Source organism: Reyranella sp., assembly GCF_965228225.1.
GTDB lineage: Bacteria > Pseudomonadota > Alphaproteobacteria > Reyranellales > Reyranellaceae > Reyranella.
In genome coordinates this window covers 1,984,444-1,997,550 of record NZ_OZ245801.1, presented here as the reverse complement: position 1 = coordinate 1,997,550, position 13,107 = coordinate 1,984,444, and the positions used below count along the sequence as shown (strand labels likewise).

General features: G+C 66.5%; 13 protein-coding genes. 8 read left to right on the top strand and 5 right to left on the bottom strand.

The features are described 5' to 3' along the window. The first annotated feature begins 85 nt into the window (after window positions 1–85). From purM to ACO07K_RS09500, 3 genes are read left to right on the top strand one after another with little or no spacing between them, the layout of a single operon-like run. A complete protein-coding gene (purM, locus tag ACO07K_RS09510) occupies window positions 86–1,177 on the top strand; it encodes a phosphoribosylformylglycinamidine cyclo-ligase (protein ID WP_422035686.1) in 1,092 nt (363 codons plus the stop codon). Beyond that, entirely contained in the window at window positions 1,165–1,815 is a 651-nt protein-coding gene (purN, locus tag ACO07K_RS09505) for a phosphoribosylglycinamide formyltransferase (protein ID WP_422035685.1), read from the top strand. The genes purM and purN overlap by 13 nt, the downstream gene beginning before the upstream one ends. A gap of 41 nt (window positions 1,816–1,856) precedes the next feature. Beyond that, window positions 1,857–2,060: an aa3-type cytochrome c oxidase subunit IV gene (locus tag ACO07K_RS09500; RefSeq protein ID WP_422035684.1), complete on the top strand. Its 204-nt coding sequence runs from the start codon at window positions 1,857–1,859 to the stop codon at window positions 2,058–2,060. A gap of 73 nt (window positions 2,061–2,133) precedes the next feature. On the opposite strand, the gene ndk is transcribed toward ACO07K_RS09500, so the two are convergent. After that, the gene (ndk, locus tag ACO07K_RS09495) at window positions 2,134–2,556 is read right to left on the bottom strand and encodes a nucleoside-diphosphate kinase (protein ID WP_422035683.1); all 423 of its coding nucleotides are present in this window, start codon (window positions 2,554–2,556) and stop codon (window positions 2,134–2,136) included. Window positions 2,557–2,681: 125 nt separating this feature from the next. Between ndk and ACO07K_RS09490 the strand changes: the two genes are divergently transcribed. Continuing rightward, the gene (locus tag ACO07K_RS09490; RefSeq protein WP_422035682.1) at window positions 2,682–4,559 is read left to right on the top strand and encodes an ABC-F family ATP-binding cassette domain-containing protein; all 1,878 of its coding nucleotides are present in this window, start codon (window positions 2,682–2,684) and stop codon (window positions 4,557–4,559) included. A gap of 113 nt (window positions 4,560–4,672) precedes the next feature. Here ACO07K_RS09490 and ACO07K_RS09485 read toward each other — a convergent pair whose 3' ends face one another. Both ACO07K_RS09485 and ACO07K_RS09480 read right to left on the bottom strand, forming a co-directional pair. After that, window positions 4,673–4,984: a hypothetical protein gene (locus ACO07K_RS09485; protein ID WP_422035681.1), complete on the bottom strand. Its 312-nt coding sequence runs from the start codon at window positions 4,982–4,984 to the stop codon at window positions 4,673–4,675. Between the two features lie 66 nt (window positions 4,985–5,050). Beyond that, window positions 5,051–6,220 (bottom strand): class I SAM-dependent methyltransferase, encoded by a 1,170-nt coding sequence (locus tag ACO07K_RS09480; protein WP_422035680.1) that lies wholly within the window; start codon window positions 6,218–6,220, stop codon window positions 5,051–5,053. 64 nt (window positions 6,221–6,284) lie between these two features. Between ACO07K_RS09480 and ACO07K_RS09475 the strand changes: the two genes are divergently transcribed. After that, complete coding sequence (locus tag ACO07K_RS09475) at window positions 6,285–7,322, top strand: cyclase family protein (RefSeq protein WP_422035679.1); 1,038 nt, start codon at window positions 6,285–6,287, stop codon at window positions 7,320–7,322. A gap of 13 nt (window positions 7,323–7,335) precedes the next feature. Further along, window positions 7,336–8,421 carry a hypothetical protein gene (locus ACO07K_RS09470; RefSeq protein WP_422035678.1) on the top strand — a complete coding sequence of 362 codons (1,086 nt, stop codon included), beginning with the start codon at window positions 7,336–7,338 and terminating at the stop codon, window positions 8,419–8,421. A gap of 1 nt (window position 8,422) precedes the next feature. Here the strand turns inward: ACO07K_RS09470 and ACO07K_RS09465 are convergent, their stop codons facing one another. Beyond that, the gene (locus ACO07K_RS09465) at window positions 8,423–8,875 is read right to left on the bottom strand and encodes a DNA polymerase III subunit chi (protein ID WP_422035677.1); all 453 of its coding nucleotides are present in this window, start codon (window positions 8,873–8,875) and stop codon (window positions 8,423–8,425) included. An 8-nt stretch (window positions 8,876–8,883) separates the two neighbouring features. Continuing rightward, window positions 8,884–10,377, bottom strand: a complete 1,494-nt coding sequence (locus ACO07K_RS09460) for a leucyl aminopeptidase (protein ID WP_422035676.1) — start codon at window positions 10,375–10,377, stop codon at window positions 8,884–8,886. Window positions 10,378–10,533: 156 nt separating this feature from the next. Here ACO07K_RS09460 and ACO07K_RS09455 point away from each other — a divergent pair, with 156 nt between their 5' ends. Next, window positions 10,534–11,865 (top strand): UDP-glucose dehydrogenase family protein, encoded by a 1,332-nt coding sequence (locus ACO07K_RS09455; protein WP_422035675.1) that lies wholly within the window; start codon window positions 10,534–10,536, stop codon window positions 11,863–11,865. Window positions 11,866–12,012: 147 nt separating this feature from the next. After that, window positions 12,013–13,077, top strand: coding sequence for an FkbM family methyltransferase (locus ACO07K_RS09450; RefSeq protein ID WP_422035674.1), 1,065 nt, complete (start codon window positions 12,013–12,015; stop codon window positions 13,075–13,077). Window positions 13,078–13,107 lie beyond the last annotated feature (30 nt).

Here is a 13,107-nt window from a genome sequence, read left to right as displayed (position 1 = left end):
CGTGGAAAAGACGCGGCCTATCGGCATTGCGGGGGTCCGGTTTTTGGCTATGTTCGCGCACCGTATTAGCATGAATGAGCCCGGCTTGAAGCCTGACGCCCCCGGCCACAATCGGCCCCCCCTCACCTACAAGGACGCCGGCGTCGACATCGACGCGGGCGACAACCTCGTCGAACACATCAAGCCGTTGGCGAAGAGCACCAACCGCCCCGGTGTGATGGGCGGTCTCGGCGGCTTCGGCGGTCTGTTCGACCTCAAGGCCGCCGGGTTCACCGACCCCATCCTGGTGTCCGGCACCGATGGGGTCGGCACCAAGCTGAAGGTCGCCATCGAAGCCGCCGTCCCCGACACGGTGGGCATCGACCTCGTGGCGATGTGCGTCAACGACATCGTGGTCCAGGGCGCCGAGCCGCTGTTCTTCCTCGACTACTATGCCAGTGGGCGCCTCGACGTCGATGTCGGGCGGCGCCTCGTCGCCGGCATCGCCGAAGGCTGTCGCCGCGCGGGGTGCGCGCTGGTCGGCGGCGAGACCGCGGAGATGCCCGGCATGTATGCCGACGGCGACTACGACCTTGCGGGCTTCACGGTCGGCGCGGCGGAGCGAAACGCCCTGCTCCCGCGCGCCGATATCGCCCCCGGCGACGTCGTCCTCGGCCTCGCGTCGAGCGGCCCGCACTCCAACGGCTATTCGCTGGTGCGCCGCATCGTCGAGCGCAGCGGCCTGAAATACGCCGACCCCGCGCCCTTTGCCGACGCGACGCTGGGCGAGGCCCTGCTCGAACCGACGCGCATTTATGTAAAGCAGCTCCTGCAGGTGATCCGGGCGACCGGCGCGATCAAGGGTATTGCGCACATCACCGGCGGTGGCCTTCCCGGCAACGTGCCGCGCTGCCTGCCCGACGGTACGCGGGCGCGGCTCGATGCCCGTCAGTGGACGGCCCCGCGTGTCTTCCAGTGGCTGCGCGAGGTCGGCCAGGTCCCGACCGACGACATGCTGCGGACCTTCAATTGCGGTCTCGGCATGATCGTGGTCGTCGCACAGGACGACGCCGCGCGCGTGGCCCAGGCCCTGAGCGAGACCGGCGAGACGGTGACCACGATCGGCACCATCGAGGCGGCGCCAACCGACGAGGCCGATTGCGTCGTCGACAACGCCGAGAGCCTATGGCGAAGCTGAAGGTCGGGGTTCTGATCTCCGGCCGCGGCAGCAACCTCGCCGCGCTGATCGACGCGGCGAAGGCCCAGGACTATCCCGCCGAGATCGTTTGCGTCGTGAGCAACAAGGAAGCCGCTCCGGGTCTTGCCATCGCGGCCGCGGCCGGCATCGCGACCGCCATCGTCTCCCACCGCGACCATCCCGACCGCGAGAGTTTCGATCGCGCCGTCTCGGCGCAACTGGACCGCCATGGCGTCGAACTGGTCGTCCTGGCCGGCTTCATGCGCATTTTCAGCCCTTGGTTTCCCGCGCGCTGGAAGGACCGGCTGATCAACATCCACCCGTCCCTCTTGCCGGCCTTCAAGGGCCTGCACGTGCAGCGTCAGGCCCTCGAAGCCGGCGTCCGCGTGAGCGGCTGCACCGCCCATCTGGTGACGCCGGATCTCGACTCCGGCCCGATCATCGCCCAGGCCGCGGTGCCGGTGTTGACCGGCGACACGGAGGAGACGCTTGCGGCGCGCATCCTGGGCCAGGAACATCGCCTCTATCCGCTGGTGGTGCGCTGGTTCGGCGAGGGCCGGATTGCGATCGACGGCGACAGGGTTACCGTTACAGGCGTTGCCTGCGACGCCACGCTCCTCTTTTCCCGAGAAACCTAGTCCGATATAAGATCGCCAACGATTTCAAGCGGGGATGAGATATGGCTGAAGCAAAGGATGACTATCCGGCTCACGCGGCGACCTACGCCTCGTTCAGCAAGCTGGTGACGTTCACGCTCCTCTGGATCATCGTTCTTCTGGTGTCCATGGCCCTTGGCCTGATCGCGCACCTGCCGCTGCTCGGCCTCGTTCTGGGCGTCGGCGGTTCGATCGCTCTCCTGATCGGCTATGCCATCCTGGACTGACGTCTGGAGCAAGCACGCCAAAAGAAAAGCGGCCCGTTCGGGCCGCTTTTTTATTTCGGTGGCGCCTACAGCGTCAGCCGACGATCTCGGAGCCCGCGAAAAAGTAGGCGATCTCGATGGCGGCGTTCTCGGGCGAGTCCGAGCCGTGCACCGAGTTGGCTTCGATCGACTCGGCGAAGTCCTTGCGGATCGTGCCGGCATCGGCGTTGGCCGGGTTGGTGGCGCCCATGATCTCGCGGTTCTTGGCGACGGCGTTCTCGCCTTCCAGGACCTGCACCACGACCGGGCCGGAGGTCATGAACGTGCAGAGTTCACCGAAGAACGGACGCTCCTTGTGGACGCCGTAGAACTGCTCGGCCTGCTGGCGGCTCATCTGGATGCGCTTCTGGGCGACGATGCGCAGGCCCTTTTCCTCGAAGCGGGCGTTGATCTTGCCGGTCAGGTTCCGGCGGGTCGCGTCCGGCTTGAGGATCGAGAAAGTACGTTCGACGGCCATGAATTCCCTCGTGGAGGCAGTGATTTCAATGCTTGGGCGCGCCTTATAGACGCGGGGTTTGGACCCGGCAAGCCGGCCCAACGCGCTTGGTTTGCGGCCAAATCGCATGGTAAATGCCCGCGCCCATGCTCCACATCAGCGATATCTCCTTCCGCCACGGCGAGCGGGTGCTCTTCGACCGTGCCTCCGCGGCCTTCTCCGACGGCTGGAAGGTCGGCCTCGTCGGCCGCAACGGCGCCGGCAAGTCGACCCTGCTGCGCCTGATCCAGCGCCAGATCGAGGCCGACAGCGGCGAGATCAACCTGATGGGCCGCACCCGCGTCGGCTCGGTCCCTCAGGACCCGCCCGGGGGCGACATCAGGGTGATCGATGCGGTCCTCGCAGCTGATGTCGAGCGCAGCGCGCTGTTGGCCGAGGATGCGACCTGCCAGGACGGCGTGCGCTTGGCCGAAATCCATGCGCGTCTGGAGGAAATCGGCGCGGCGGCTGCACCGTCCCGGGCGGCGTCGATCCTGAACGGCCTGGGCTTCGACAACGAGAAGCAGTCCCGCCCCTGCGGCGAATTCTCCGGCGGCTGGCGCATGCGTGTGGCGCTCGCCGGCACGCTGTTCAGCAGCCCCGACCTCCTGATCCTCGACGAGCCGTCGAACCACCTCGACGTCGAGGCGATGATCTGGCTCACCGAGTATCTCAAGCGCTTCCGCAACACCGTCCTGATGGTGAGCCACGACCGTGATCTGCTGAACGACGTGTGCGATCACATCGTGCATATCGATCAACAGAAGCTCGTCGCCTACACCGGCAACTACGACTTCTTCGAACGCACCCGCGCCGAGCGTCTCGCCAACGACGCCGCGCAACAGGCCAAGGTGGCTGCGCAGCGCAAGCACATGCAGGCCTTCGTCGACCGCTTCAAGGCCAAGGCCAGCAAGGCCCGCCAGGCGCAGTCGCGCATGAAGATGATCGAGAAGCTGGGGCCCGTCGCGTCGGTCCCGATCGACGAGCGCATCTCCTTCAACTTCCCCTCGCCCGATATCCTCTCCTCGCCGATCGAGACGCTGGACGACGTCTCCGTCGGCTATCCCGACGGGCCGCTGGTGCTGCGCAACCTCGACCTGCGCATCGACATGGAAGACCGCATCGCCCTGCTCGGCCAGAACGGCAACGGCAAGTCGACCTTCATCCGCCTGCTCTCACAGCGGCTCGAGCCGCGCGAAGGCCAGCTGAAGAAGACGCCGAAGCTGCGGGTCGGCTACTTCTCGCAGGACCAGGAGGAAGGCCTCGACTTCGAGGCGACACCGTTCGACCACATGGCCCGTGCGCTCGGGCCCGGCGCCGGCGAGGCCAAGGTGCGCGCCCAGCTCGGCCGCTTCGGCTTCTCGCGCGACCGCGCCAACCTCAAGGTCGGCGTTATGTCGGGCGGCGAGAAGACCCGCCTGCTGCTCGCGCTCGCCACGCGCACCGCGCCGCACATGCTGCTGCTCGACGAGCCGACCAACCATCTCGACATGGACGCGCGGGCCTCGCTGGTCGACGCGATCAACGACTTCGAGGGCGCGGTCGTTCTTGTGAGCCACGACACGCATCTGGTGAAGATGGTTGCCGACGCCCTTTGGGTGGTCCAGGGCGGGACGGTGAAGGCCTTCGATGGCGACATCGACGAGTATCAGGCCAAGCTGCTGAAGGAGCGCGGCGCACGCCCGCCCAAGGCGGACAAGCCCGCCGATACGGGCAGCAAGAAGGACCAGCGCAAGGCCGCCGCCGACAACCGAACCAACAAGGCGCCGCTGAAGAAGGCCGTCGACAGCGCCGAGAAGATGCTGGCCCGCCTTACCGAGCAACTGAACGGCGTGCTGGCGAAGCTCGCCGATCCCGCGATCTATGCCGGCCCCGGCAGCGTCGTCACGGAACTCCAGAAGGAAAAGGCCCGCCTCGAACGCGAGGTCGAGAACGCCGAGAGACGCTGGCTGTCCGCCCAGGAAGCGCTGGAAGCCGCCGCCTGACTTCTGCCCGGCCGCCGCGGGATAGGCCGGCCTGCGGGCGCTGCTGTTGCGAATCAGCATCACCATGCCGCGTTGAAGGTGCAGAGGCCGACGGCGCGTCGCACCGCGTACGATCATGTCGCGCGACGGGTGGTGATGCCACCGGCGGCGCCGGCCAGCGCAAGCCCCGGCCGGCCCCGGACCGGCCCCTCGGCCGCACGCACCTTGACCGCGTGATCGACCAGCTGCTCGCGATGGACGAAGCCCAGCAAGGAATGCGCGACCGAGACGCATGCGAGGCCGCGTCCGACAACCAGAAGGCCACTGGCCAGGATCGGCCGGGCGCCAAAATGGTCCACCGCAAAGCCCGCTGCCGTCTGGGCGACGCCGATCAGGCTGATCACCCGGAAATCATGCGGAAGCGGCGTTGCGGTGGCAGCGGACATGGGCTTCTCGCGATGCCCATCATAGGCGATCCGCAGCGCGAACGGCGGCGGAACTGCGTGGACGGGCTATGCGGCGAAGCGCAGGGCCGCCGACCGTATGCGCACCTGGCTTGCCACACCGTGAATGGTGTTGCGGACCAGCAGTTGCGCGGGCTTCGCGGCGTCGTAGGTCAAGACGGTGACACGATGCGTCGAAGGTCTCGCGTCCAGGATGCGTTCACGTCCCACGAATCTGTCCGGATCCAGATCGGCAAGGACGACTCCCACGCTCCCGCTCTGGACGTCGATCTCGAGGTCGACCGCATAGCCCAGGCCCGGGAACGGCAACGAGCCAAGCTTCTGCGTCGCGTGCTCGAGGCCGATCGACATTGCGTACCACCAGACGTGGGGAGGGCAGACCAGCCGCCACTCGCCCGGCAGCGCCTTGAGCGACGCCTGGTTCAGCGCCGTCGCAGGGTATCCCATGAGCGATATCTCGGGCGATTGCCCCGACTCCGGATTGGGTTCGTCGACCCGCAGATCGACCCAGCCAAAGTTGCCGCCGCCCGTCGTGAAGTCCAGGATCGTCGTCGTGCGGGAGGGAAAAAGCCGGCGCTTGACCTTCTCGAGGTCGTACCATTCGGCCCACGGCGTGCGTTCACCGTCGGTGCGCTTGCCGAACTCGGAAAAGGGCAGCGAGCCCTCTCGAAGCCACCGCTCGTACGGATAGGTGAGCTCGATCCATCGCCCCCCGGCTTTCAGGTGCCGCAGGAGGTCGAGCGTCTCGGTTCGAGCAATGTCGAACGGCGCATGATGCAGTGAACCAATCGCCCACACCGCATCGTACGGTCCGCCCTTCAATCCGGCGAACGACCGCTCGTTCTCGACGTGGAGATAGCTCGCGCGCTCGCCCAGCCCAAGACTTTCCACTACACGGCGAACCACGTTCAGATTGTCGAGCACCAGGTCCGAGAACGTCCAGTGCGCCCCGCGCGTCAGGAAGCTGATGCCGTCGAAGCCGAAGCCCGAGCCCACTTCCACCACGCGCCGCCCCGCGAATACATCGCCGTAGAGACAGTGAAACCAGCCGCGTACATCGGGAACGATCGCCGCCTCGTTCATACGGCGCCAATGGGCCATGAGCGAAGCGTCGTCCAGCGACAGCAGATCGCCTGAATAGGTGCGGCCGAGGGTTTCACCTCCCGCAGGCAGTTCGCGCCACTTGTCGCGCGACACACTGAGGAATTCTTCGGACATGTCGTAACACTAGGCGCGCCGGGCAGGCGTGCGCTAGTGTCGCCGCCGCAAAAGGGAGTACCAAATGAAGCGCTGGAAGCATCGCCCCGAAGGTTCGACCTGGGGAGACTGGGGCGACGACGATCAGCTCGGCCGCCTCAACCTGATCACGCCGAAGAAGGTCATGGAGGGCGTTGCCGAAGTGAAGGAAGGGCTTTCCTTCTGCCTCAGTCTGCCGCTCGACTTTCCGGGCGGCAACGTCCTGAACGCGCGCCGCCTGCCGCCCGTCCTGTCGCCCACCGGCGACGAGAACGGCTGGCGCTTCAACTTTCTCACCAACAGCCTGAACCCGCAGTTCGTCGATGTGGCGAGCGACGACCGGGTCATTCTGACGCTGCAGTACTCGACCCAGTGGGACACGCTGGCCCATGTCGGCGGCCTGTTCGATGCCGATGGCGACGGGGTACCCGAACCGCTCTACTACAATGGCTTCAAGGCCGGTTCCGACGTGGTCGGTCCGCTGCCCGACGCCGGCCGCGACGGCTGCGGCCACCTTTCCTATGCCCACAAGCTCGGCGTCGAGAACATGGCGGCCAAGGCGATCCAGGGCCGTGCCGTGCTGGTCGATCTGGAGAAGCACTATGGGCGCGACCACAGGTATGTGAGCTACGACGATTTCAAGCGCGTGCTCGACGCCGACAAGGTCGTGGTCGAACCCGGCGACATGCTGCTGCTGTACACGGGCTTCACCGACGAAATCATGAAGATGAACAAGAACGTCGACCCGGCCCGCGCGCACGCGATGTGCTGCGTGCTCGACGGTCGCGACAAGCGACTGCTGCAGTGGATCACCGACAGCCAGATCTCGGCGCTGATCGCGGATAATTACGGCGTCGAAGCCGTGCCCGCGAAACCCGGTCCCGAGGATGCCGAGCATCCGTCGCTGCCGCTTCACAATCACTGCCTGTTCAAGCTGGGGCTCAACCTGGGCGAGATCTGGTGGCTGAAGGACCTGGCGCTCTGGCTGCGTGACAGCAAGCGCTCGCGCTTCCTGCTGACGGCGCCGCCGCTCCGTCTTCCCGGCGCCGTCGGTTCGCCCGCCACTCCCGTGGCAACGGTCTGAGCGCGTCATCGCGATGGCTTTTCCGGCGTTCGTCGCCCAAGGGTTGAAGGCGGAACGGTTCGCGCTTCTGGACATCGGCTGCTCCGGAGGTCTCGACCCGAAGTGGCGCGCCTTCGGCAACAGGCTGAAGGCGCTGGGCATCGACGCCAGCGCGAGCGAATGCCGTCGACTCGCCGCGGAGGAACGGAATCCCGACGTTTCCTATGTGGCGGCGTTCGTGAGCCCCCGCGCCGACCAGCCGATCGACCTGTCGGCCGGTCCGGCGGCGCCGCTGATCATGAAGATGCGCGATCGCATGAGCTTCATGCGCACGCGTGAGATCCGCGACGCCACGCTGCGGACGGCCTCCACAGAGGAACAGCTCCGGCACAATGCCTGGGAACTCACCGGTCTCGCCGATCCGTCGAAACCCGTGGTCGTGCCCGACCTTCTCGCAGCACGCGGCTGGAACGACCTCGACTACCTGAAGATCGATACCGACGGTATCGACTGGCAGATCCTCCAGAGCTTCGAGGGGCGGCTGCCGGCAAAGCTGCTGGCCGTGCAGATGGAAGTGAACTTCGTGGGCGACGGCGCCGCCGACGAGCATTCGTTCCACAACACCGACCGCTTCATGCGCCGGCATGGCTTCGACCTCTTCCGCCTCGACGTGCGCAACTATTCCTCGCGTGCCCTGCCCGCCCGCTACATCTGGCCGACGCCGGCAGAGACCCATTCCGGTCGGCCGTTCCAGGGCGAGGCCTACTATGCCCTCGATCTGCTCGGGCCCAATGGTCCGGCCCGACTGGCGTCGCTGAGCGCCGAGAAGGTGGCGAAGCTGGCGGCGATCCTGTCCGCCTGGGACGTTCCCGATTCCGCTGCCGAGCTCTTGCTGGGCTGTCGAGACAGGCTGGCCGCGGTGCTCGATGTCGATCGCGGCCTCGACCTGCTCGCCTCGCAGGCCCAGGGCCACCGCGCCCGGCCGCTCGACTACCGAAGCTACATGGCACACTTCGAATCCGATCCGCCGGACTTCTACCGGCCGGAAGGACCTATCCCGTTGCGCGAGCGCCTGGCCGCCGCCTGGCGCGCCTATCGTTGGCCGCGCGGCAGCCGCTAGCTCAGGCCCTCTTCTCCCAGCCGCCGGTCTCGGTCTGCTGCCAATAGGCCACCGCGTGACCTGCGGTCTTGTAAGCCTTCCAGCGCTCGCGCGCGTCGGCGACGGCACTGTCGTCGCGGCCGTCGAACAGTTCGAAGCAGCGCTTGTAGTCGCCGACCTTCTCCGACTTCGCGCGGTCGGCGACGAACAGGAATGCCGCGCCGTTCGGATTCTCGTCGACATGCGTCAGCCAGACCGGCTGGCGGTCGGCTTCGCCGTCCCGGGCGGCCCCGTGCGGCAGGAAGCCGTCGGGATCGTAGACCCAGAGATGCGTGTTCAGCGCATCCACCCGCTCCGGCGATCCGAGCAGCACCACCGCCCGCTCCCCCGCCTGCAACGTCTTGGTCAGCAGGCGCGGCAGCGTGTCTTCCAGTGACGATCGGGTCAGGTGATAGAAGTTGACCTCGGTCGCCATAGGCTCGGTCAGCCTTCGTAGTTCTCGGCGATCAGCCGGTCGAGCAGGCGCACCCCGAAGGCGGTCGCGCCCTTGGGCGTGATGGTGTCGCCCTTGCCCGACCAGGCCACGCCGGCGATGTCGATATGGGCCCAGGCGACGCCGTCCTGCACGAAGCGCTGCAGGAATTGAGCGGCCGTGATCGAGCCGCCATCGCGCCCACCGCCGACATTCTTCATGTCGGCAATCTCGGAATCGATGAGCTTGTCGTACTTCGGCCCCAGCGGCATGCGCCACAGCTTCTCGCCGATTCCCGAACCCGCCGCGCGCAGGCGGTTTGACAGCTCGGTGTCGTTGCAGAACAGGCCCGCCCGCTCGTGTCCGAGCGCCACGACGATGGCGCCCGTGAGGGTCGAAAGCTCGACCATCGCCTGCGGCTTGAACTTCTGCTGGGCGTACCACATGGCGTCGCACAGGATCAGGCGGCCTTCGGCGTCGGTGTTGATGACCTCGACCGTCTGTCCAGACATCGACTTCACGACGTCGCCCGGACGCTGGGCATTGCCGTCGGGCATGTTCTCCACGAGGGCGCACACCGCCACGACGTTCGCCTTGGCCTTGCGGCCGGCGATCAGCTTCATGGCGCCGGTAACGGCGCCGGCGCCGCCCATGTCCCACTTCATGTCTTCCATGCCGGCGGCCGGCTTCAGAGAGATGCCGCCGGTATCGAAGCACACGCCCTTGCCGATCAGGGCGACGGGCGCCTGGCCCTTCGGGCCATTCATCCACTTCATGACGAGGAGCTGCGAGTCGCGCCCACTGCCCTGGCCGACGGCCAGCAGGGTCTCCATGCCGAGCTTCTTCATCTCGGCCTCGCCCAGGATCTCCACTTTCACGCCGAGCTTGGTGAGTTCCTTGGCACGCCGGGCAAACTCCGCCGGATAGAGAACGTTCGGCGGCTCGCTCACCAGATCGCGCGTGAGGAAGACCGCGTCGACCACCGGCTCGAGCTGGGCGTACGCCTTGCGCGCGTCGGCCGGCGCGGCCAGCACGACGGTGAGCCGCTGCAGCGACAGCTTCTGCTCCGGCTTGTCCTTGGTCTTGTACTTGTCGAAACGGTAGCTGCGCAGGCGCACACCCAGGGCCAGATGGGCCGCCATCGCGCCCGGCGACAGGCGGCTGCCCTCGACCGGGTCGACGACCACCGTCACCGCGGTGTGGCCGGCGGCATTCGCCTCGGCCGCGACGACACCGCCCAGTTCCTCGGCTGCCCGGGCATCGAGGTCCTGTCCCTTGCCGACGCCCAGTAGCAGAAGGCGTGCAATATCACCGGAGTGGCCGAGGACGGTCTGGGTCTGGCCCTTGGCGCCCGTGAAGCGCCCAGCCTCGAGGGCGCGGGTCACGGCCCCGTCGGCCGCCGCGTCGATCGCCTCCGCCGTCGCGAGGAGCTGCTTTTCGGCCCCGACGAACACCGCGACATTGCCGGTAAAGGCCTTCGGAAAGGCCAAAAACTCAACTTTCATCCACATCCCCTGCGCCTGGCGCCTGATTCGACCCGATATTTCGCCCCTGCGACGGGACCGCGCAAGCTGTGTTTGCCCGCCACGCCCCTGCAAAATCGGGGTGGCATCGGGACGCAAGCGCCAGTATCAGTACCGGCCTTCAAAACGGACATGGAAATGACCTCAGGAACATTGCCTCGCGTCTCGGTCGTCGGTCTCGGCAAGCTCGGCGCCCCTCTGGCCGCCGTTCTCGCCAGCCGCGGCTTCACCGTCATCGGCCTGGATGTGAACAAGACGCTGGTCGACGCGATGAACGCCGGCAAGATGCCGATCGTCGAGCCGCAGCTCAACGAGCTGATCGCCTCCAGCAAGGAGCGCCTCTCGGCGACCATGGACGCCAACGAGGCGATCCAGAAGAGCGACGCCAGCTTCGTGATCGTCCCGACCCCGTCGGACAGCACCGGCTTCTTTTCCAACCGTTTCGTGCTCCAGGCCATGGAGACACTCGGCAAGGCCCTGAAGAACAAGCAGGGCTACCACATGGTCGTCATCACCAGCACGGTGATGCCCGGCACGACGGGGACCGAGATCAAGGACGCTCTCGAGGCCGCCTCCGGCCGCAAGGTCGGTCCGGACCTCGGCCTTTGCTACAATCCGGAATTCATCGCGCTGGGCAGCGTCGTGCGCGACATGCTCTTCCCCGACTCGATCCTGATCGGCGAGAGCGACACCAAGGCCGGCGACATGCTGCAGACCATCTACCTGCAGATGTGCGAGAAGAAGCCGCCGGTGCAGCGCATGAATTTCGTGAATGCCGAACTCACCAAGATCTCGGTGAACACCTACGTCACCACAAAGATCTCCTACGCCAACATGCTGGCCGACATCTGCGACCGTATTCCGGGCGCCGACGTCGATGCCGTCACCAAGGCGCTGGGCGCCGACACCCGTATCGGCGCGAAGTATCTCAAGGGCGCCATGGGCTATGGCGGCCCCTGCTTCCCGCGCGACAACGTGGCTTTCGCCGCCTTCGCCCGCAAGATCGGCGCGCGCGCGGACGTGGCCGAGGCGACCGACCGCATCAACAACTTCCAGGTCGAGCGCCTTTCCACCCTCGTCTCGAAGTTCGCCAAGGCCGGCACGCGCATCGCCATCCTCGGCCTCTCCTACAAGCCGCACACGCCGGTGGTGGAAGAAAGCCACAGCGTGAAGCTCGCCGCCAAGCTCGCCGATGCCGGTTATGTCGTCACGGTCCACGATCCGCTGGCCCAGGATGCGGCGCTGGCCGTGCTTGGCGACAAGGTGGTGGGCGCCTCCTCGATCGAGGGCGCCGTGCGCGAAAGCGACCTGCTGATCGTCGCGACCGGCTGGCCGGAGTACAAGGAGATCTCGCCGGACTGGTGCAAGCGCGAAGGCCAGCGCCTGACCGTTCTCGACCTGTGGCGGACACTGCCCGCCGACAAGTTCGAGGAGGTGGCGGACCTTCTGTATCTCGGCTCCGGTCGCTGAGCACGATTTCGACATCCGCCAAGTGACGAAGCCCGCCAAGTGCGGGCTTTTTCATGTCAGGTTCGCCGGGACGACGATCGTCCCTCCCCTCGGTTCTCTGGCTCGCCGCCCGCCATGTCCGGTCTCCACATCAACGACTCACCGCGAATGACCGCCGCCCTCGTGAAGGCGGGCGCTTTCCGGCGACATCCATTCACCGTCGTCGATATCGGTGCCCGCGGCGGCGTCGCGGCCTATTGGTCTGTCTTCGGCGACGATTTGCGGATCATCGGATTTGAGCTGGATCCCGACGAGTGCCGGCGGCTCGACGCCATCGACTCGCGCACCCGGTACCTGCCCTATGCTCTCGATCGCGAGCGCGGCCGGCGCACGGTGTACGTCGCGAACTATGCCGCGTCCTCTTCGTTCTACCCCACCGACCCCGCCTATTTCGGCCGCCACACGGCGGGCGGGAACGCCATCGTGTCGTCGGAACAGACGCTGGAAACGAACACGCTCCCGACGGCGCTGGCATCGATCGGCCTCTCCTCGGTCGACTTCATCAAGGCCGATGCCGAAGGGGCCGAACTCGAGATCCTGCAGGGCGGTGAGGAGCTGCTGCCCGGCGTCCAGGGCATTCTCTCCGAGGTGCGCTTCAGCAGGAGGGTATCCGGCTGTCCGATCTATTGGGAGGTCGACAAGTACCTGCGGGAGCGCGGCTTCGAACTCTACGATCTCGACGTCTATCGCCTGAGCAAGAAGGCCCTGCCCTATCCGTATCTCTACGCCAACTATTTCGACGATGGCCGGCCGGCGGCCGGCCCGTCGACACAGGGACAGGTCTTCGAGGCCAACGCACTCTACATGCGCGACCTCCTGGACGGCGCGGGCGATCCGCGGCGCCTGATCGTCGCCGCCTGTCTGTTCGAGATCTTCGGCCTGGTCGATTGCGCCGCCGAGTTGATCCTGGCTCATCGCGGCACGTTCGACGCCCACGTCCCGTCGGAACGGCTGCTCGATCTGCTCGTACCGGAGGTCAAGGGCAGGTCCCTGACCTACCGGCAATACATGGATCGCGATCTGGTGGCCGACCCGTTCCTCAGGCCGACCGACGGGCGGCGTTTTCCCGAAGCCGTCATCCCGCAATACGACGGCGCGTTCGCCGCGTCGTGGGAGGACAGGCGCGTGGTGAAGGACAGCTTCTGGCAGCGCCTCCTCGCCCGGTTCGGCTGACATCCGCCACAGCCGAACCGAGGTGGGAGG

What these genes read in the sequence shown, in the direction of transcription:
- purN (WP_422035685.1), top strand. Translation starts at nt 1,165, where the DNA reads ATGGCGAAGCTGAAGGTCGGGGTTCTGATCTCCGGCCGCGGCAGCAAC.
- ACO07K_RS09500 (WP_422035684.1), top strand. Translation starts at nt 1,857, where the DNA reads ATGGCTGAAGCAAAGGATGACTATCCGGCTCACGCGGCGACCTACGCC.
- ndk (WP_422035683.1), bottom strand. Translation starts at nt 2,556, where the DNA reads ATGGCCGTCGAACGTACTTTCTCGATCCTCAAGCCGGACGCGACCCGC.
- ACO07K_RS09490 (WP_422035682.1), top strand. Translation starts at nt 2,682, where the DNA reads ATGCTCCACATCAGCGATATCTCCTTCCGCCACGGCGAGCGGGTGCTC.
- ACO07K_RS09485 (WP_422035681.1), bottom strand. Translation starts at nt 4,984, where the DNA reads ATGTCCGCTGCCACCGCAACGCCGCTTCCGCATGATTTCCGGGTGATC.
- ACO07K_RS09480 (WP_422035680.1), bottom strand. Translation starts at nt 6,220, where the DNA reads ATGTCCGAAGAATTCCTCAGTGTGTCGCGCGACAAGTGGCGCGAACTG.
- ACO07K_RS09475 (WP_422035679.1), top strand. Translation starts at nt 6,285, where the DNA reads ATGAAGCGCTGGAAGCATCGCCCCGAAGGTTCGACCTGGGGAGACTGG.
- ACO07K_RS09470 (WP_422035678.1), top strand. Translation starts at nt 7,336, where the DNA reads ATGGCTTTTCCGGCGTTCGTCGCCCAAGGGTTGAAGGCGGAACGGTTC.
- ACO07K_RS09465 (WP_422035677.1), bottom strand. Translation starts at nt 8,875, where the DNA reads ATGGCGACCGAGGTCAACTTCTATCACCTGACCCGATCGTCACTGGAA.
- ACO07K_RS09460 (WP_422035676.1), bottom strand. Translation starts at nt 10,377, where the DNA reads ATGAAAGTTGAGTTTTTGGCCTTTCCGAAGGCCTTTACCGGCAATGTC.
- ACO07K_RS09455 (WP_422035675.1), top strand. Translation starts at nt 10,534, where the DNA reads ATGACCTCAGGAACATTGCCTCGCGTCTCGGTCGTCGGTCTCGGCAAG.
- ACO07K_RS09450 (WP_422035674.1), top strand. Translation starts at nt 12,013, where the DNA reads ATGACCGCCGCCCTCGTGAAGGCGGGCGCTTTCCGGCGACATCCATTC.